Below are 20,891 nucleotides of genomic sequence, written 5' to 3' on the forward strand. Positions count from 1 at the left end.
CCTGATTACCTGATTACCTGATTACCTGATTACCTGATTACCTGATTACCGAATAACTCAAAACACAGATACAATGGTCAAAAATTATCTTAAAATCCTAGTTAGAAATTTTGTTCGCAACAAAACTTTCACGCTCATTAATATCAGCGGTTTAACGCTCGGTATTACATGCAGCTTAGTTATGTTCTTGATTGTAAAACAAGAGCGCAGTTTTAACCAATATCACGAAAATCTTAACTCGATATACCGTGTCGGACATGTTGATGTAGAAGACGGTAGAGAATACCCTCAGGGAGGAGTGCCATTGGTCATGCCTGCTTCTATCAAGGATGAAATAGTAGGGGTAAAGGAAGTTACATTGATTTCGCACGAGCGTTACGGTCTTATTTCTGTGAATAATGGTGGCCAAATTAAATACTATGAAGAAGATCCCGAGCTGGTTTATATCGAGCCTTCTTTCTTTGATGTTTTTGATTGGGAAGTGTTAGAAGGTAGTGTAGAGTCGGTTTTTAACCAACCCAATATTGTTGCTTTAAATAAAACGCTGGCCGATAAATATTTCCCTAACCAATCGGCTGTAGGGCAAACCATAAAGCTGAATAAGGAAACAGATTTGAAAGTGGTAGCGGTAATGGAAGACGCTCCTAAAAACTCAGATTTTCCCTTTGGGATTTTTATTTCCTTGGAAACAAAAAAGGCCAAGAATCCTCAGGAATTTAATAATTGGGGGAGCATTTCAAGTGACAATGTGGCCTTTGTACTTTTGGAGAATAATGTAGAACCCGCCAAGATAGACGCTCAATTTCCAGATTTTGTAGAAAAACACTGGGATAAAGATACCCGTGAGGCACGTACATTTTTGTTAGCCCCTTTTACCGAATATCATTTTGATGAGCGTTTTGGTACTTTTAGTGGCCGTGTAGCGCCAAAAACCATTCTTTACGCCTATATTATTATTGGTGTACTGCTTATTGTAACCGCCTGTTTTAACTTCATTAATATGTCTACGGCCATGGCGGTTAAGCGATCCAAGGAAGTGGGCATGCGCAAGGTGCTGGGCAGTACAAGAAAGCAATTGATATTAAGGTTTATTGGAGAAACCTTCGCTATAACCCTTATTGCTTTATTGATTTCCATGGCCCTTACCGAAAGGCTTTTACCCATGGTGATCAATGACTTTATAGGAATTGAGGTGCCTTTTAATCCTATTGCAGACTTAGCACTTCTTGGCTATTTGATTGCTATTCTTTTGGCGGTGTCGGTTTTGGCGGGGTTATACCCAGCTATTGTACTCTCAAGTGCAAAACCCATTTATGCACTCAAAGGAAGTATGACCAAAGGAAAAGGCAATTTGTTCTTCAGAAGATCACTGGTGTTTACACAATTTTTAATTTGTCAGGTTCTGATTTTTGGAACTGTAGTGGCCGTTCAGCAAATGAACTATTTCAGCTCTGTAGATATGGGCTATGATCAGGAGTATATTCTGAACATCAATTTGGCCGAAAGCGACAAAGGAACTCGTGATCTATGGGATTCTAAAGTTCAGAATATTCCGGGAGTTGTTTCTTATTCTTTCAATTATAAACCACCTTTTTCAGGCTCTCAGTCAGTTACAAACGCCTATTATTATGGGGTAGATAGCGCAGTAAACGAACTTAATACCCACGTAAAAATGGCCGATGATCAATATCAGAAAACCTATGGTTTGGATTTGGTAGCAGGCGATTGGCTTACAAAAAGCGATACCGTAAATCAATTTGTGGTCAACGAAACCTTTCTGAAAAAACTCGGCATCACCGACCCAAATGAAGTTATTGGCGAACGAATGATGTTGTGGGGTTTTAACGCTCCAATTGTAGGAGTGGTGAAGGACTATCATGTTACTACTTTATCTCAGGCCATAGAGCCTGTGGCCATGTTTAACTTACAGGAGGATTTTAGAACACTAGGCTTGCGCATCAATGGGCAGAGTACTGCCAATGTGATTGCAGAACTAGAAACCATTTGGCACGACATCCATGAAGAATACGAGTTCGACTATACTTTCTTAGATAAGGAGATTGCTGATTTCTATGAAGGAGAAAGAAAAATGTCGCAAATGCTGACCGTGTTTGCTTTCATTGCCATTTTCATAGGTTGTTTAGGCCTCTATGGCTTGGTGTCGTTTATGGCAAATCAAAAGGCGAAAGAAATAGGCATCCGTAAAGTATTAGGTGCTACGGTAGCTAACATCATGAGCCGTTTTTCATTGGAATTTATTGTCTTAGTCGGGCTATCATTTTTGTTGGCCGCTCCTTTGGCCTATTGGGGAATGAACAGTTGGCTTGGGCAGTATGAATACCGAATTGCCATTGGGCCAATTATTTTCTTGATCAGTATTGGCGCATCACTTCTGATAGCCTTAAGTACTACAGGTTACCGTTCTATGCGAGCTGCTACTGCCAACCCTGTCAATTCACTTAGAGACGAGTAAACCTTAAAGCTATGCTCAAACAAACCTTCAAATTTGCGCTTAGGAGTTTCAGGAAATCAGGTTTTCTACACTTGATTAACTTATTGGGCTTAACGCTTGGGCTCAGTGTGTTTTTCATGATTTCACTTTATATCTATCAAGAAAAAAGCTACGAAAGTGATTTTACACACAAGGATAGAATCTACCAATTAAGCCACACCATGCTAGGGAATAGGACGGCACTTGGCGCTCCTAACTTACCATATGTACTAAACGAAATACCAGAAGTAGAAACATTCACAAGCTTTAAACGAAGCGCATCCACCAAACTGGCATGGGATGATCAAGAGCAGATTGTGAAAATGCTCAGGGTTGATTCCTCTTTTCTCGAAGTTTTTGATTTTGAACTGTTGAAAGGCGACCCAGAAACAGTGTTGGATGAGCCAAATTTTGCAGTGATCCATGAGGAATGGGCGAAAGATTTTTTTGGGAGCACTGATGTGATTGGTAAACTGATTCATGTAACAAAGCATGACCTAGTAGAGGATAGCACATATCAAGTCCCGGTTATTATAAATGGTGTAATCAAAACACCCAATTTTAAAACACAGCTGCAATTCGATTTATTGGTTTCAGAGCAAAGGCCTGCAACCATGAGCGATGGAGTGGGGGGCTGGCAGAACTCTACAGTTTATAACTATATAGTAGCAAGCCCTGCTGCTACAGAGCAGTTGCTCGACAGAAGACTTTCGGATATCAGCTATAAATATGTTTACCCTAAAACAGTAATTGGTGGTCAGGGTACAAAAGAGGACTGGAAGGCTGAAAGTCTTTATTCTGATTCTTATGCTGAGTCTCTCTCTACCCTCAGAACAAACTCAGATACACGAGGTAATTTGATGCCCGCGTTAAACACTTCACAAGTGAATACTCTCACTATAATTGCTTTAGCGGCACTGATTATTTCTGTCTTCAATTTTATTAATATTTCTACCGCGCGTGCTTCTATGAGAATGAAAGAAGTGGGGGTGAAGCGTATTATGGGCTCATCGAAGTTAATGCTGATTTTACAGTTTATGCTTGAGTCTTTTTTACTTATTCTCTTGGCATCCATTATGGCTTTGGCCTTGGTAGAGGTTTTGGTGAAATTTAAGCCAGAGTCAATTGGGATAGTGGTAGACTATTCAGTTTTACATTCACAAGAATGGGTTTTCGGGCTCATTGCTTTTATTTTAGTACTCACTTTTCTTGCGGGTATTTATCCTGCAGTTTATCTCTCAAGCGGAAGGTTGGCGGTTATTCTTAAAAGTGGAGCTGCCAAAAATAGCTTCAGCGTTCTGAATGCTGGTGCACTCAGAAAATCTGCTACGGTATTGCAGTTTATGTGTTCTATAGGGTTGATCACGGCTGTTATTACCATGTTTCTGCAAGTGGACTTTTTGAGAACCAGAGATATTGGCTATCAATCAAAAGGGGTATTGGTAATTGATAATACATCATTGTTAAAGGAGTCGAAAGAAACTTTTGCCCATGAGTTATCTCGCTTACCTAGTGTAAGCGGTGCAGCCTACACTACTCGCTTGCCTAGTAGTATTACCTTAGAGGGAGCTCAACCGATTCCTATTAACGATTCCACCAATATGTCCTTCTCAATTTTCGGGGTAGATTCAATGTTTTTTGAGGTAATGGATATGAAGTTCGTTCATGGGCATTCCTTTTTTGAAAGCACAAATTCAGGTGCCACTGAAATATCACCAGAATATGTACCTGTTGTTATAAATGAGATAGCTGCCAAACGGCTAGGGTTCGAAAATCCAATAGGTCAGTTTATTGGAGAAAGGGCTAAAGTGGTAGGTGTGGTTCAGGATTTTGTGTTTAGTGACCTAAGAGAATCCATTGAACCTGTTTTAATGACATCTCGCCCTGGAAAAGGTAGACGTTACGCATTTAGCCATCCATTAGTTGTTAAGTCTAGCATAAGTAAACCGAATATAGATGAAATTCAAGAAGTTTGGTCTCGATTTTCGCAAGAGGAAATGAAGTGGCATTTTTTAGAAACCAACTACTCCAGCCTTTTGAAGATTGAAATGCAAGGATTTAGGGCTGTTTTAATTTTTTCTATAGTAGCGGTAATTATCTCATGCCTAGGTTTATTGGGTTTGGCCATGTTTATCATAGATCAACGCACGCATGAATTCGGTATTAGAAAAGTGCTTGGCGCATCAGTAGCAGATATTATGAAGTTATTCGGAAGTAGCTTTGCCAAACTAATGTCTGTGGCCTTTCTAATGGCCCTTCCTGTTTCAGTATATTTTATGCAAAACTGGCTATCTAATTATGCCGATAGAATTAGCCTAAATGCATGGATTTTTGGACTAACTGCCCTGATAATGATAATCATTGTCGCTGCCACTATTCTCTTCCAATCTCTTAAAGCCGGCCGACTTAACCCAGTAGACACTTTGCGCAACGAATAAACCTTAAAGCTATGATAGTTCAACTCATCAAATACGCATTTAGAAGTTTCAGGAAAACGCCTCTAATTCATCTACTCAATTTAACTGGTCTTACCATAGGCCTGTCGGTCTTCTTTTTAATTTCACTCTATGTTTATCAAGAGAAAAGCTATGAAAGTGACTTCAGTAATAAGGAGGATATTTTTCAAATAAGCTCTGAAATGCAAGGAATGATGGATGGGATAGCAGTAAGTACTCCAAACCTTGTCTTAGTTCAGGATGAAATACCGGAGGTTGAAGCTATTACGGCTTTTACAAAAGGTAAGGCTGATCTGGCCACTGATGATAATAAAAGCTTGATGGCTGATGCTATCAGGACAGATGCTCACTTTCTAAAGGTTTTCGATTTTAAAGTAATAGTGGGAGATGCTTCTTCGGTGTTAAGTAAACCCAGTACTGCCGTAATTACAAATGAATTTGCAATACAGCTTTTCGGGTCGACCGATGTGTTGGGAGAAGTAGTGACGTATGCTGGGGATACTTATTTGATAAATGGAATAATTGAAAAGCCACGCTATAAAACTCAATTAGATGTTGATGCAATTATGCATAACGCTAAAGTTGATGTTTACGAAACGAAAGCTTGGGGAGGTGCTACGAAACACATTTACGCAAGAATCAATCAAGCTACTGACAGAGACAGTTTCGAGCAAAGTATGGATGAAATCGTTCTAAAATATATTTATCCACATACGAAGGGTGATGAAGCTGGAAATCGAAGCATTGAAAATTGGAAGAAAGACCCGGCTTATCGAGGCTTAATGATTGAGTCTTTGGATGAATTAAGGACTGAATCCAAGGCCATGCTCAATCTAATGCCAAAACTTGATCAGAGTAGATTGACTACGATGATTATTGTTGGTATTGCCGCTTTGCTTATCTCGGTCATTAATTTCATTAACCTATCAACAGCGAAGGCTACCGTAAGATTTAAGGAGGTTGGCGTGAAACGTATTTTGGGAGCTAATCGTGGGCTATTGATTACTCAGTTTTTAATTGAGGCCTTTATTATTGTGTTGCTTTCGGCCATACTGGCCTTAGGGGTAGTAGAATTGGTGATCAAATTGAGTGCCGACTTTGGAGGTTCATTTGTGGAGTTTTCTGTCCTTCATTTTAGTGAATGGTTGATGGGCGCTGCTTTCTTTATTGTGGGGCTCACACTTCTTTCAGCCATATATCCAGCGCTTTATTTATCCAGTAATAAGTCCTTCGTTCTTATGAGAAAGGGATCACCTAAAACAGAGCTGAGTATTTTTAATGCCACAGGATTTAGAAAAGTAGCTACGGTAGTTCAGTTTGTAGGCTCAATTAGCTTAATCGTAGCGGTTATCGTTATGTTCCTGCAAATTGATTTTTTAAGGAATAGAGACCTAGGCTATGATGATGAAGGGATTTTAACGACAAATGGTCTTTTCTATTTATCCAATCCAAGAGATGGAAGTAGCACAATTAGCGCTTTCCAAAATGAATTGTCGAAAAGCCCATTAATTGAAGAGTTTGGATTCTCTAGTAGGTTACCAATGGATGATGTAAAGCAAATCCCTATGCCATTGAAAGACGCAAATGGCAACGAACACCATGCTGTTATAATGCGCGCTAACATTGATTATTTAAAATTGATGAAGTTTAGGTTGAGCAAAGGCACAATGTTTTCGGGTGCAGAAATAGGTACTTCTACCGTGTTAAATTCAGACTCAACAGCCAAAAAACAATCCTTAATTAGGCCTGTGCTTATTAATGAGATGGCTGCAAGAGTATTTGGGCTTGAAGAGCCTATTGGAGAATTGATAAGTGGTAAATATAAAGTTGTTGGAGTCATAGAAGATTTCTTTTTTAATGATTTAAGAAGAGCGGTTGACCCAATTATTATCGTAGAGTCACAGCCTAATTTATACAGCTATCTTACAATTAGGTCGAAAGATCAGAATTCAGCAAAAGCGTTTGTTGAAAGTGTCTGGGAAAAATTGACTTGGGTAGGTTACAGTGATGTACGCTTAGAATGGGAGGCGCTTGAATCTAACTATGCTGAATTGATGAGTGAAGAAAATCAAGGTTTTTCCTATATGCTTTTCTTTTCAGTTTTGGCTGTGATCGTGTCATGCCTTGGTTTATTTGGCTTAGCTGTATTCACGGTTGATCTACGTTTCCACGAATTCGGTATCCGTAAGGTATTGGGTGCATCGGTAATCGATATTGTCCAATTATTCTCTAAGGATTTTGCCAAACTTATTGCAATTGCTTTTGTTGTCGCCATTCCAGTTTCCATTTATGCCTTGCAGAATTGGCTCGATGGTTTTGCCAATCGTATTTCACTTTCTGCTGGAGTGTTTTTGTTCACTGGGCTAATAACCCTGTTCATCGTTTTTTCCACCATCCTTTTCCAGTCCCTCAAAGCCGGCCGACTTAACCCAGTAGATACCCTTCGCAACGAATAAACCTTAAAGCTATGATCAAACAGACCTTCAAATTTGCCATTAAGAGTTTCAGGAAGTCAACCTTTCTACACTTTCTCAATATTGCTGGGCTCACTTTGGGTCTGAGTGTTTATTTTCTGGTGACATTATACCTCTATCAGGAGAATAGTTATGAAAGAGGCTTTTCGCAGAAGGATGATATATTTCAAGTAAGCTATACCATGATTGGTAATAAGTTTGCTCAAGGACCACCAAACTTGGCTCAAGTAATATTTGAAATACCAGAGGTTGAGCAATTTACAAGCTTTAAAAAACGAACAATAACTTTACGACTAGATGATTTGGAGTATAGAGGGGCTAGCTACTTGGTTGACTCCTCTTTCTTGAAAGTTTTTGACTATGAATTAGTAATGGGCGACCGTAGTACTGCGCTTTCTGCGCCCAATTCTGCAGTTTTGAGCGAGGAGTATGCGAGGGAGTTGTTTGGTACTGAAGATGTTTATGGGAAAACTATTTTTGTAACCTCTTCCTCAGCTAGAGATAGTCTTTCGCAAGTTCCTATTGTCATTAGCGGGGTAATAAAGACTCCCGTTTTTAAGAGTCAGCTAAACTTTGATTTGTTGGTTTCTGAAGTTCGGATTCCAGATTCAAGCTTACCCTTGGACGGTTGGCAGAACTCTTCCATCTATAATTATTTGGTAGCAGTACCAAATACAACTACAAGTAAACTTGATGAAAGGCTTTTTGAACTAAGCCATAAATATATTCAACCAAAGACTTACGGAGGTCAGGTTATTTCTGCAGAAGAATGGAAGAATGCTGGTCTTTACTGTGGGTTTTATACGGAGACTTTAGATGGTTTGCGTATAGGTTCAGAGACCACAAACAATCTCATGCCATCTTTAGATGCATCTCAGTTAAAAACCATGGCAATTGTTGCATTGGCTGCCTTGATTATTTCCATTCTCAACTTCGTCAGTCTTTCAACTTCTCGAGCTTCTGCCAGAATGAAGGAGGTAGGAGTGAAGCGGATATTGGGTTCGTCAAAAAGACAACTCATTTTCCAGTTTATGCTGGAGTCCTTTATCGTAGTAATGTTTTCCTCCATTTCGGCATTGGCCATTGTAGAGGGGCTTATTACATTGAATACAAACTTGGTAGGCATTAAAGTTGACTATTCTGTTTTGCAGACTACGGAGTGGATTACAGGCTTAGTCTTGTTCGTTTTTTTTCTAACGCTAGTCTCAGGGATTTACCCAGCTTTATATTTATCTAGTGCCAATTTATCGGCAGTATTGAAAAACGGTAGTGCAAAAAAGAGTTTTAGCATTCTAAATGCTGGAGCACTAAGAAAAGGTGCGGCAGTATTACAGTTCACCTGCTCTGCAGGTTTAATTATAGCCGTGATTACTATGTACTTACAGGTAGAACATATTCAGAACCGTAATATTGGTTATGATCCTTTTAGTGTTTTGGTTTTAAATACTTATGAACTCAAAGAATCTAAGAATACTTTTAAAGATGCGCTGGCGAAATATCCAGCCATTGAAAGTGCAGCACATATAAATAGAATGCCTTTCCAAGAATCATACGAGCGGCCAATTGAGGTAAAACTCTCAGATTCAACGACAGTTTCATTAATCTACTTCACGGTAGATGATTCTTTTTTTGAAACTATGGAGATGGATTTTATTCAAGGCTATGGTTTCAAAGAATTTGAAGGCAATACTATTGTAAACTCGACTGAAGAAGGAGCTGTAAACGCACAAGTTAAGCACCCCGTAGTAGTCAATGAGGTGGCTGCAAAAATCATGGACTTGATGGATAATAATTCAAAGCTGCTCAAAGATAGTCGGTTTCAGGCCATTGGGGTGGTGAACGACTTCTACTTTAGTGATCTAAGGCAAAGTATTGCCCCAGTATTGATTACCAGAAAGACCTATAATGGCTTAGGGGCTTATCATTACCCCCTTCTTGTCAAAGTCAATGATTCAAAAGAGGCCAGGGCTAATATTGAAGAGTTGTGGTCTCAGTTTTCGGATAAGGAATTAAATATTCAATTGATGGAGAGTAGCTATACTAGTTTACTTAAGATCGAAGAAGAAGGCCTAAGGGCTGTTTTGGTGTTTTCAGTACTGTCGGTTATAGTTTCTTGTTTGGGTTTGTTTGGCCTCGCGGTATTCACTCTTGATCAGAGAGTTCATGAGTTTGGGATTAGGAAGGTGTTGGGTGCTTCAGTAGCTGATATTATGAAATTGTTTGGGGCTAGTTTTATGAAACTCCTTGTGGTAGCCTTCATTTTAGCCATCCCTACTTCAATCTACTTGCTTAAAGAATGGCTTTCAACCTATGCCGATAGAATTGATTTAAGCTTTTCCATTTTTGCTTTATCGGGTGTTTTAATATTCCTCATTGTTGTGGTGACACTTTTATTTCAATCCCTCAAAGCAGGCCGACTTAACCCAGTAGACACTTTGCGAAACGAATAAACCTTAAAGCTATGTTCAAAAACAACCTTAAACTTATTGTCAGAAAACTACGGAAAGAGAAGCTCTATTCCTTTGTGAATATTGCTGGGCTTACCGTTGGCCTGTCTGCCTTTTTGCTCATTGCGCTTTATGTGCGCGATGAACTCAGTTTCGATAATTTCCACGAGAACAAGGAGAATATCTATCGGGTGATCACCAATCATAAAGATTGGGGCTATAACGCTCATGTGCCTACAGATTATGTTGAAATCGTGAGTGACTTCATTCCACAGATCGAAAACCAGACTCGGCTTTCAATTGTAGGTAGACCAACTTTACTTTCTAGGTCTGAAGGTGACGTTTACGCTGAGAATGTTTTTTATGTCGACCAGAATTTCTTTGAGTTCTTCAATTTCCCGCTCTTAGATGGTAAACCCAATAGTGTCTTTTCAACTGAACTTCAAGCAGTAATTAGCCAAGAGTTTAAGGAGAGTTTTTTCGGAGATACAAATCCATTGGGGAAAGAAATTAAGATCGATAAGGATTTTGTTGTGACGGTCAGTGGGGTGGCGGAAAATCCACCAAAGAACAGCACAATTGAATTCGATCTATTGCTTTACAAGCAGGGGCAATTTAAAAACACATTTGAAGAGACTCATGGACTTAGAAACGTCATGACATATGTCTCTCTTTTTCCAAGAGCTGATCCCGTTTCGGTTGAAAATGGACTTAATGAGTTAAAGGATAAACCAATTTATGCGAGGTTCTTAGAAGATAGTAGTTATGAGCTGCTCCCACTTTTGGGTCAAAGGTTACATGCGCCTTATGAAGGTGATGCGTTTGATAAAAACGATATCTCCTTTGTAATTCTTTTTAGTGGCATAGGTAGTGTCGTCTTGTTGTTAGCCATTATTAATTACATTAACCTAGTTACCGCTCAAGCAAGTAAAAGGACGAAGGAGATTGGGTTGAGAAAAGTAATTGGAGCTTCAAAACATCAATTGATCTTTTATCAACTGGTTGAATCGACCACGATAACCTTAGTAGCATTTATTATGGCTTTCGCCATTTCGGAAAGGCTTCTCAATACATTTAATGAGGTACTTGATAAGGACATAAGTCTTAACTATTTCAGTAGTGATTTTTTCCTTTGGGTACTCGTTTTTGGATTGCTTTTGGGTTTTTTATCTGGAATTTATCCTGCTCTTTTTATTGCTCGATTTCAGCCTCTAGCCCTGCTTCAGAAATCCTCAGTGAGTCTAGGTAGAAAAGGGTATTTACGAAAATTTTTAGTGCTTTTTCAGTTTGTGACTTCTGGCGTCTTACTCGTAGTATTATTCATTATTTCTGGGCAAATGAAGTTCATGAAAGAGAAAGATTTGGGTTACAATACTGATTTCCTAGTCAGTGTTCCACTTTACCGAGATTCAACCCAGTTATATCAGACGCTTAAGAATGAACTTAAGACCATTAGTGGAGTGCAGTCTGTAAGCCTGAATAGTTTTAGGGTTGGTCAATCTTCAAACACAAGTATTAACGACAACCCAGATACCAAGGCAGAAAATCGTCAATCGACTGGGGTAGAGGCTGTGTTTGCCGATAAAGATTTCTTTGAGGCTTCTGGTGTTAATTTTCTATGGAAATCAGATGATTTTGACTCGGAAGATTTTAGTGAAGACGAAATAATGACTAATAGAAGTCTTGCTGAGAAATTCGGACTTATGACGGAGCCAGATGGAAGAAGGCTCTATGGATATAATGATAAAGTAGGGAAGAAGTTGGTGGCCATTGTGGAGGATTTTCATACCTATTCATTGAAGGAAGAAATAAAACCATTGATCATTCAATACTTAAGTGATTGGGGAACTCGCAATGTTTTATTGAAGCTAGAAGGGGATAAAGCCAAAGTGATATTGGAGCAAGTAGACGAAAAATATGAGGCTATATTTCAAAGGCCTTTTGAATACTATTTTTTAGATGATCAGGTAAAAGCCTTCTACAAAAAAGAACAAGGTCAATTTATGCTTTTCCAAATCTTTTCGGGCTTGGCCGTCTTTATTTCACTTTTGGGTTTAATTGCTTTGACGATCTATACCTTAGAGCAACGCAGAAAAGAAGTGAGTATTAGAAAGGTACTTGGTGCATCAATTCAAAACCTGTTGCTTTTGCTGAATAAAGAATATACGCTTCTGGTTATTTTGGCATTTCTCATTGCTTCACCTATTGCTTACTATGCCATGCAGGGTTGGTTGGCCGAGTTTAAGTACCGCATCGAAATCACTCCACTTATATTTATCGGTGCATTCTTAAGCTTTCTGGCTTTGAGCTGGATGGTGACTCTTTTACAATCCTTACAGGTCTCTCAAGCAAACCCAGCCGATACGCTTAGAGAGGAGTAATTACTAGATCGAAGAACTATGTTATCAAACTACCTGACTATCATTTTTAGAAAGCTCCGTAAAGAGCGACTTTATAGTATAATCAATCTTTTGGGCCTCACCGTTGGTCTTACCGCATTTTTATTGATTGCGCTTTATGTGCGTGATGAACTGAGTTATGATAAATTTCATGCCGACCATGAGCAGCTGTACAGGGTTTACGCTACTGATACTACTCGAGATGTAAAACAAGGGGCAATTGCGCCTGATTTAGCTGGAATTATCTTGTCCGATATTCCGGCCGTAGAGTCTGCAGTGCGAATGATTAGTGGTGGAGGGAAGAGCCTCTTAACTGTTGGAGATGAACGCATTTATTCTGATAAGGTAATTTTTTCAGATGCTAACTTTTTCGAAATGCTGGATTTTAAACTGGTGGAAGGGGTAGCTCAATCTGTTTTGGATCAGCCATATCAGGCAGTAATTACCACCGCTCTTGCCGAAAAATTATTTGGTGAGGAAAACCCAATTGGGAAAACAGTTACTCTAAATAAAGAAAGAGAATTGGTGGTAACGGGAATCAGTGAAACCCCACCAAATAATAGCTCACTCAGGTTTGAAATGGTAATAAGGAGCGGTGTGGCAGAAATGGATACTCAACAGCCAGGGAGCATGAGGTCTGCTCTTACTTATCTTAAAATTTCAGAAGAGCAAGATAAGGCACAGGTGGCGAAAATGATCAATGAACTTAAGCCTAAATCGAGCTATGGCATTTTTGTAAGGGATGATGTGTTTGGACTATTGCCAATCACCGACCAAAGGCTTCACGCCAATTTTACTTATGCAAACCTGACAGATCAAAGTGACATTCGCTTTGTGTATCTTTTCTCTGGTATTGGTTTGGTAATTTTGCTTTTGGCAGTGATCAATTATGTCAATATGGTTACAGCCAGTTCTCTGAAAAGGGCCAAGGAAATTGGGCTTAGAAAAGTCATTGGTGCTCAAAAATCTCAATTGGTTTGGTATCAATTGGTAGAATCTGTCGTGGTGACTACCATAGCTCTAGTCATGGCCTTTGCGCTTACGGAAAGGCTATTGCCTCAAATGAATAGCTTATTGGGGAAAACGATGGAGTTGAAATATTTCAGCCTCGAGTTTTTGCTCTTTGTGCCTTTAATGGGGCTTGCCATTGGTGTGTTAACCGGACTTTATCCTTCTTTTTATATCAGTCGATATAAGCCATTAGTGCTATTAAAAAATAACATGCGCGGAACCGCAGGCAAGGGTGGTTTAAGAAGAGTGTTGGTTGGTTTTCAGTTTTTAGTGGCGGGCATTATGATTTTGGTTACCCTCATTATGCATTCTCAAATGAAGTTTTTGAAAGAGCAGAAAATGGGGTTTGATCAGGAACTGCTAGTCTATGTTCCGCTTTTTGAAGACTTGAAAGGGAAGTCTCAAGTCTTTAAGAATGAAGTGCTTGGTATGTCGGGCGTTTCAGAAGCCACAGTGACCAATTGGATGTTCGGCAAGCATACTTGGAGTAGCGTTTTTGCAGGCTATTTCGATAGTGATGTGGAGGAACGTCCACCTTATGTTGAGGTATCCTTTGTTTTAGGAGATGAAGATGTGATCAATACTTTAGGTCTAAAAGTGCTGGAGGCAGAAGAGGGTTTTGATATGGCACAACTCGATTCTACAAAAATTGTAATCAGCAAGCTTGTTGCCGATGGTTTAGGCTGGAAGGATGAAAGTGTGATTGGAAAATATGTGTATCAATATGCAGGCTATAAAATGAGAGTAGTAGCCGTAATTGAAGATTTTCATTCTTCTTCCTTAAAGGATGAAATTCTACCTGCTGTAATATTGGGTAAAGAAAGTTGGTGGAATGAGAACTTATTGATCCGCTTTGAGGCGGAAGGGCATCAGGCTACACTTAAAGAAATCAAAGTCAAGTACGAAAGCCTTTTGAATAGACCTTTTGAGTTTAGTTATGTAGATGATGAAATAGAAAAATACTATAAAGAAGAAGCAGATCAAGTGGCTTTGTTTAATACCTTCTCTGGCTTGGCTATATTCATTTCTCTATTGGGTTTAATGGCCATGGCTACTTATTCTGCTGAGCAGCGAAAAAAGGAAGTCAGTGTAAGAAAGGTGTTAGGCGCTTCTATGAGGCAGCTTATTCTTTTGTTGAATAAAGAGAATGGCGTTTTGGTGATTGTCGCTTTTTTAATTGCTACGCCCATCACAGTTTACGCTATGCAAGATTGGTTGGCTGAATTTAAGTATCGGGTTTCTATTCAACCTATAATTTTTGTGTTGGCTTTGGCTGGGTTTTTCGTTCTGAACCTGTTGGTGACTTTGTTCTTTTCTATGAAGGTATCTAAAGCCAATCCAGCCGATACACTTAGAGAGGAATAGTCACAAAGGGGGAAATGAGAAGATATACTTGAGTTAAAAATCCTCAAGTATACCTTTTAAGGTATCCATTGTAATCGGTTTGACAATGTAATTACTGACCACTTCATAAGTTTCGGCCTTATTAAAATCTTCATTGTCAATTGAAGAGCTTACAATGTAAAGGGTGATTTTTTTGTCGGTTTTTATTTTGGTAAACTCATCTAAAAACTGCCATCCATCCATTACAGGCATGTTTAAATCCAGCAAAATGAGTTCCGGTAAATTATTTCCTGAAGCAATTATAGCGGCTAGTCCTTCCAGCGCTTTTTTGCCATCTTGAAATACCATAAAACCATTACAGAAGTTGGCCAATTCCATCATTCTCTTTGCTCCAAAAACAAAAATTGGGTCATCATCTATAATGCAGGCAATATCAATTTTCTTCATAATTTCAAATACACTTTAAATGTTGTTCCTTTATCGAGCTCGCTTTCAACTTCTATTTTACCGTTCATCGCCTCAATTTGATTTTTTGTAATAAACAGCCCAATTCCTCTAGCATCTTCATTTCCATGAAATGTTTTGTACATTCCAAACAGTTTACGCCCATGGAGTTTCATGTTCATTCCCATACCGTTGTCGGTAAATTTAATGACGACAAATTGTTTTTTCACAATTGCATCAATGGTAATTCGGTTTGGTCTTTCAGACGACCGGTACTTGACTGCATTGGAGATCAAGTTAAGAAAAATACTTTCTAAATAGGCAGGAATTGCTTTTACAAAAATAGAAGAAGACACGTTGATTTCTATTTGTGTTTCGCTCTCTAGAATTGAAGCATGAAGATTGGTTTGTGCTTTTTTAATATATTCTAAAAGATTCAATGAAAGTAAATTATCATTGGTTTTGGTGCTCATGGCTACCACCTCATTCAGGTGTTGTATGGTTTCTTTTAGGTTTTCTGAAGCTTCGGTTAGTAATGGAAAAAAGGGGTTTTGGGTAGCTTCTGGCACTTCCATTTTCATCAGCTCTGTAAGCATTGAAAGGTTACCTGAATGAGATCTGAGGTTGTGGGAAACAATATGCGCGAAATTGAGAAGGCGCTCGTTTTGTTCCTGTGTTACGTCCAACAGAGATTTCACTTCTTCTTCCACCCGCTTTAAATTAGAGATGTCTGTTGCTACACCTAGATAACCCTTTACTTCGTTGTTACTGTTTTTAATGGCAGTTACGGTTAGTTGCACAGGAAATGTAGAGCCATTCTTCCTTATGTAAGTCCACTCTCTGGTTTCATAAAGTCCAACGGATGCCTGATAAACCAAGGTTTGAACGCCTTGAATGTCTGTGTTATAGCTTTTAGATAATTCTTTGCTTCTTTCTTTAATTTCGCTAGCCAAGTGAATGATTTCAGGAGTTTGTTTATCAATCATTTCCGTAGCAGAATAGCCCAAAAGATTTTCGGCTCCTCGATTAAACGACTTTATCACTCCATTTATATCGGTTTCAATAATACTGACTTGAGTACTGGCATCTTGAATGCCCTGTAGCTTACTAATGCTCTCTTGTAATTGAAATTGGGCTTGTTTCCTTTCAGTAATATTATTGATTTGGGCTACATAGTGGCTTGGTAAGCCCATGCTGTTTTTTACCATGGAGACAGAAAGTAAAACCCAGATGATATGTCCTTTTTTATGGAAATACCTTTTCTCCATTTGATAACTATCAATTTTGCCGTTAGTAAGCTGATCAAGTAATTTGTAATCTTTTTCTAGATCGGCAGGATGGGTAATATCGGCAAAAGTTAGTTTCTCTAACTCATTTTTAGAATAGCCAATAATTTGGCTTAAGCTTTTGTTTACCTGTAACCACTGGCCTTGAAGACCTACCAAAGCCATTCCGTTAGCTGCAAACTCAAAAGTTTGGCGAAACTGTTCTTCTTGAAGAGCTAAAAGTTTGTTGGCTTTGGTCTTTTCGTCAATATCTTGAAAAACGCCATATACGCTAACTACTTGATTGTTCTCAATTTCAGGAATTCCAACTGTACGTATCCACTTGTGATTGCCTTTAGCGGTAATTATTTCCAGCTCTAGATCGAAGGTCTTTTTTTCTTCAATACATGCTTGAAAATGCTTATAGATTATTTCTCTGTTTTCTCCTTCCTTATAAAAATTAATTCCATCGTTGATATTTGGTGTAAAGCCTTCAGCTGCCTCATGAATATCTCGGGTTACTTTGCTCCAAGTAACAGTCTTTTTTTTGAGGTCCACTTCCCAGGTACCAATACTCGCAACCTCATTGGTTTTGTCTAATAGCTCTTGATACCTAGAAAGAAGGTGTTCTTTCTTTTTAATAGGGGTAATGTCGGCTGTATACATCAGGATTCCACCTATTTCATTTTTTTCAGTGTACCACGGCCTTATATCCCAACTGATCCATTGTGTAGTGCCATCATTGCCAATAAATGAGTCTTCTTGTTTCTTTTTTATAGCCCCTTTTAAACACTCCTGATGGATGTCTTTCCATTCTTGACTAATATTATCGAAAATGTCGTAGTGACTTTTACCGATGATATCGAGCCCTTCTAGGTTGTAGTCTTTTAACCATTGTTGTGAGGCAGCCAAATAGCGTACCTCGCGATCGAACATAGCAATTGCCGAGGGGGATTGCTCAACGAATAATTCACTTCGGTCTTTAATAGGTTGGTTTTCTGAATGATGCATTGGTGTTATGGGGAGTTTGTATTCTCAAAAGGTGATATATTATGACCAATGGATATCACAGCTAAATGCAATATAGAAAAACATAGGTTTTTTTACGAAAATTATTGACTAGAGAATAAAAGCATATAAATAACAAGAGCCATTTCTATTTCAGGAATGGCTCTTGCATATGATTCTTAAAGAATTTAATTAGTCTTTCATCTCTTCCGCCCCGGGGCCTTTTCTGAACATTTTCTCAAAAGCTTTACCAATCTCGTCCATGGCATTTTTTAGATGGTGTTTGGCTTCTTCAATTTTCGGCTCATTCTTAACTCGAAAATCATCCATTTTCTCTTCTAATTTGTCGCGCTGAATTTTTAACTTTTCAATGGTTTCTTCCATTTCTTCACGCACTTCTCCAGAAGCGTCCTTAGCCTTTTCAATAAGCTCGTCAATTTTATTGCGGAGGTCTTTTATCAATTGTTCCGCTTCATCTCTTATTGCCATTATTCTATTGGTCTAGTTCTAATCGTTGAAGTTACATTAATCCAGCACCCCACTTTAATTGAGGCTCCTTCTTCTAAGTTTAACTCGAAGATCTCGGTTTTTGTAGGGAATTGTGCTCTCGCACTTTCCATTCCTTTGGTATTGCCGGCCTTTTTATATGCATCGTATGCGGCAAAGAAAATAGCCCTATCTGCAACTTGACTTACGTTTTGCTTACACTCCTCAAAGCTATTCATATACATTGAAGCTATAAGGTTGTAGGCTTCTTCTACCACACTTTGGTCAAGTTCGCCTGCTTTTATTGCTTCGTTTCTTGCTTTCACTTTTTCGCCTGAAAGGGCATATGCCTTGGCCAATGAAAGAGTTGTTTCAGCTTTTTTTGCTTTGTCTTGCTCTAAGCTAATGGCTTCCTGAAAGTATTTGATGGCTTCTGGATACTCTTTGCTTGAAAGTTTTCTTCTACCAATAATTCCAGCTAAACCAGAAGTTGGCTCAGCTTTATGTACTACCTCAACGGCTTCCATAAAGAAATCTGAATCAGAGCATTTTGCTGTTAGTGATAACTGAAATATTCTTTTGGCTAACTTAATGTTAGTTGGGTTTTCTTTGAGTTGAGGGTAGAGTTTTTGTTCAATGAAGTCGCAATTCACATCAATAATAGTGGTAAGGGCTTGATCAATTATTGTTTTGTATTGTTCGAATTTGGGTACATCCTTGCCTTTTGCAATTCGGTCTTCTATTACTTCGGTGATTTTAGCGTGGATGTCTAAAGCCTCATTCTCGCTCACATTTTTATTCTTTATGAAACTCCTTTTTAGGATGTCCATATAGGCCACCAAATTGTTATTGATTACTTCATCGGGTTTTTCAAAGGCTCTAGCAAAAGCCTTTAGGGCTTCATCGTATTTGTCAGCATCATCCTTATGGTATTTATAATACCTATAAGCCACATTGTTTATTTCTGTATCGCTAAGTGGAAACCTATCGTCTTTCAACTTGTATACCGTAAACATAGAGTCTAAATAAACCCTCTTTTTGGTCTGGTCGGTTTCTTTTTCCGCTATTGCTTCATAAGCTTTATAACTGTTGATATACAAGCCTTCATAAAGGTCTGGTGCGTTTTTCAAGAGCCAAGCCAGTGAGTTGGCAGCCTCTCTATATCTTTCAAAAGCCATATCGTCTAACGACATGGCAAACTTTCTTTTTGCCTCTTCAGCTAGCTGAGGGTCATCAGGATATTTTATATCTGGATTTTGAGCTAACGTAGGTAAAGCTAAAAAAGCCAGAGTAAGGCAGAATATTAACTTTTTCATAATTATAATTTTAAGGAGCCAAAATTAACGCAATTAAAAATCACGATAACCTACACTCGTTATTAAATTGTTACGAATGCTTAACAAATAGAGGTTTGAACGCGAACTTATCTCCATCGAACAATCCTAAATCACTAAGCTTTAAAGATGGTATCACTAATAGTGCCATAAAGGACAAACTCATAAACGGTGAATTTAGTTTAGTTCCCATCTCTTTAGAAATTCTATCGATATTTGAATAGGCTTCTGCTACCTCATACCCATCCTCTGCACTCATGATGCCCGCTACGGGTAACGCAACTATGGCTTCTTCTTTTTCAGAGACAGCACTAACCCCGCCTTTGGCTTCTACGATAAGGTTTACTGCTTTTACAATCGCTTCATCCGTTGCACCCACGGCAATAATATTGTGAGAATCGTGACCTACACTAGAAGCAATAGCTCCTTTCTTTAAGCCGAAATTTTTAATGAATGCAATGGCCGGCTTTGCTGGCTTATAACGGTTTACTACCACCATTTTCAGTACATCATTCTCTACATTCGATACTAAATTCCCATTTTGGTCGGTGGCGGCTTCTGCTTCAATGCAGTTGGTGACCAATTGTCCATCTAGGGCTTCGATTACATTTACTTTACCACCTTCATCTTTGATTTGAATTTGAGATTCGCTAGTCGGGTCGCAATTGAAATTATTAATGATAAGGTTCTCCACTCTTGGAATTAGTGTTTTTCCATTTTCAGCTACTTTTTCACCATTGATATAGGTGGCCAAAACTTTGAAATTACTAGGGTTATCAATAGTGATAAAGTCGGCAGGGTCTCCAACTCTAAGGCTACCTACCTCTAAATTATAGTGGTCTACCGGTGTAATACAGGCCGCTTGGAGAACATTAAATAACTCATGGCCTTTGGCGAGTGCTCTCTTTACCAATAAGTTAATATGACCTTCGACTAAATTGTCAGGGTGTTTGTCGTCAGAACAAAACATGATCATTTGAGGGTAATCACGCATTAGTTCGATTAACGCCTCGAAGTTTTTAGCTGCACTACCTTCTCTGATGGCAATCTTCATTCCGTGCTTTAGCTTGTCGAGGGCTTCTTCTTTGGTAAAACATTCATGATCGGTCGACATGCCTGCTTTTACATAGGCTTCTGCTTTTTCGCCTCTTAAACCCGGGGCATGGCCGTCTATAGGTTTGCCAAGTGATTTGGCGATGTTTATTTTTTCATAAACCACAGGGTCGTTAAAAAGCACGCCCGGCCAGTTCATCATTTCAGCCAAATATTTTATTTCATCTTTTTCGAGTAGGTACCTAACTTCATCAGGAGTTATTTCGGCTCCTGCGGTTTCGAAAGTGGTAGCAGGCACACAGGAAGGCGCTCCAAAATTGAATTTGAAATTCACCTGTTTTCCATTTTCAATCATGTACTCCACGCCTTTTACCCCCAAAACATTACCAATTTCATGCGGGTCAGATACGGTAGCCACCGTTCCATGCACCACCGCAAGTCGGGCGAATTCTGAAGGAACTAACATCGAACTTTCTACATGGACGTGCGAATCGATAAACCCAGGCATGATGAACTGACCGTCCACAGTATCTGATGGCTCAATTCTTTCTATTCTATTATCTTTGATGTGGAGGATGCCTTTGAACAACCTTCTGTTTCTTACATCTATGATATGGCCTGAGATTTTCATGCTTTGGTTTTTACTTGGTGTTGTATTTTAGTGGAGTAAAGTTCGCAA

The 20,891-nt window shown here is 38.9% G+C and carries 11 protein-coding genes; 6 read left to right on the plus strand and 5 right to left on the minus strand.

All coding sequences use genetic code 11. The annotated features are described in order from the left end of the window. Nucleotides 1-73: 73 nt before the first annotated feature. From MB14_RS16195 to MB14_RS16220, 6 genes are read left to right on the plus strand one after another with little or no spacing between them, the layout of a single operon-like run. On the plus strand, nt 74-2,473 hold the full coding sequence (locus MB14_RS16195; RefSeq protein ID WP_084376121.1) for an ABC transporter permease: 2,400 nt from the start codon (nt 74-76) through the stop codon (nt 2,471-2,473). Nucleotides 2,474-2,484: 11 nt separating this feature from the next. After that, nucleotides 2,485-4,929, plus strand: coding sequence for an ABC transporter permease (locus MB14_RS16200; protein ID WP_062593469.1), 2,445 nt, complete (start codon nt 2,485-2,487; stop codon nt 4,927-4,929). Between the two features lie 11 nt (nt 4,930-4,940). Then, nucleotides 4,941-7,403 carry an ABC transporter permease gene (locus MB14_RS16205; RefSeq protein ID WP_062593472.1) on the plus strand — a complete coding sequence of 821 codons (2,463 nt, stop codon included), beginning with the start codon at nt 4,941-4,943 and terminating at the stop codon, nt 7,401-7,403. A gap of 11 nt (nt 7,404-7,414) precedes the next feature. Continuing rightward, nucleotides 7,415-9,871: an ABC transporter permease gene (locus tag MB14_RS16210; protein ID WP_062593473.1), complete on the plus strand. Its 2,457-nt coding sequence runs from the start codon at nt 7,415-7,417 to the stop codon at nt 9,869-9,871. An 11-nt stretch (nt 9,872-9,882) separates the two neighbouring features. Then, a complete protein-coding gene (locus tag MB14_RS16215; RefSeq protein ID WP_062593475.1) occupies nt 9,883-12,249 on the plus strand; it encodes an ABC transporter permease in 2,367 nt (788 codons plus the stop codon). 18 nt (nt 12,250-12,267) lie between these two features. After that, on the plus strand, nt 12,268-14,643 hold the full coding sequence (locus MB14_RS16220; protein WP_062593477.1) for an ABC transporter permease: 2,376 nt from the start codon (nt 12,268-12,270) through the stop codon (nt 14,641-14,643). A gap of 33 nt (nt 14,644-14,676) precedes the next feature. On the opposite strand, the gene MB14_RS16225 is transcribed toward MB14_RS16220, so the two are convergent. From MB14_RS16225 to ade, 5 genes are all read right to left on the minus strand, one after another. Continuing rightward, nucleotides 14,677-15,069 carry a response regulator gene (locus MB14_RS16225; RefSeq protein ID WP_062593479.1) on the minus strand — a complete coding sequence of 131 codons (393 nt, stop codon included), beginning with the start codon at nt 15,067-15,069 and terminating at the stop codon, nt 14,677-14,679. After that, nucleotides 15,066-17,342: a PAS domain-containing sensor histidine kinase gene (locus MB14_RS16230; RefSeq protein ID WP_062593480.1), complete on the minus strand. Its 2,277-nt coding sequence runs from the start codon at nt 17,340-17,342 to the stop codon at nt 15,066-15,068. The genes MB14_RS16225 and MB14_RS16230 overlap by 4 nt, the downstream gene beginning before the upstream one ends. A 189-nt stretch (nt 17,343-17,531) precedes the next feature. Next, nucleotides 17,532-17,828: a sll1863 family stress response protein gene (locus MB14_RS16235; protein WP_062593482.1), complete on the minus strand. Its 297-nt coding sequence runs from the start codon at nt 17,826-17,828 to the stop codon at nt 17,532-17,534. Continuing rightward, nucleotides 17,828-19,141, minus strand: a complete 1,314-nt coding sequence (locus MB14_RS16240) for a hypothetical protein (RefSeq protein WP_062593484.1) — start codon at nt 19,139-19,141, stop codon at nt 17,828-17,830. The genes MB14_RS16235 and MB14_RS16240 overlap by 1 nt, the downstream gene beginning before the upstream one ends. 70 nt (nt 19,142-19,211) lie before the next feature. Beyond that, nucleotides 19,212-20,843 carry an adenine deaminase gene (ade, locus tag MB14_RS16245; protein ID WP_062593486.1) on the minus strand — a complete coding sequence of 544 codons (1,632 nt, stop codon included), beginning with the start codon at nt 20,841-20,843 and terminating at the stop codon, nt 19,212-19,214. Between the last annotated feature and the right edge of the window lie 48 nt (nt 20,844-20,891).

Origin of the sequence: Roseivirga ehrenbergii (assembly GCF_001593005.1) — a bacterium.
GTDB classification, from domain to species: domain Bacteria; phylum Bacteroidota; class Bacteroidia; order Cytophagales; family Cyclobacteriaceae; genus Roseivirga; species Roseivirga ehrenbergii.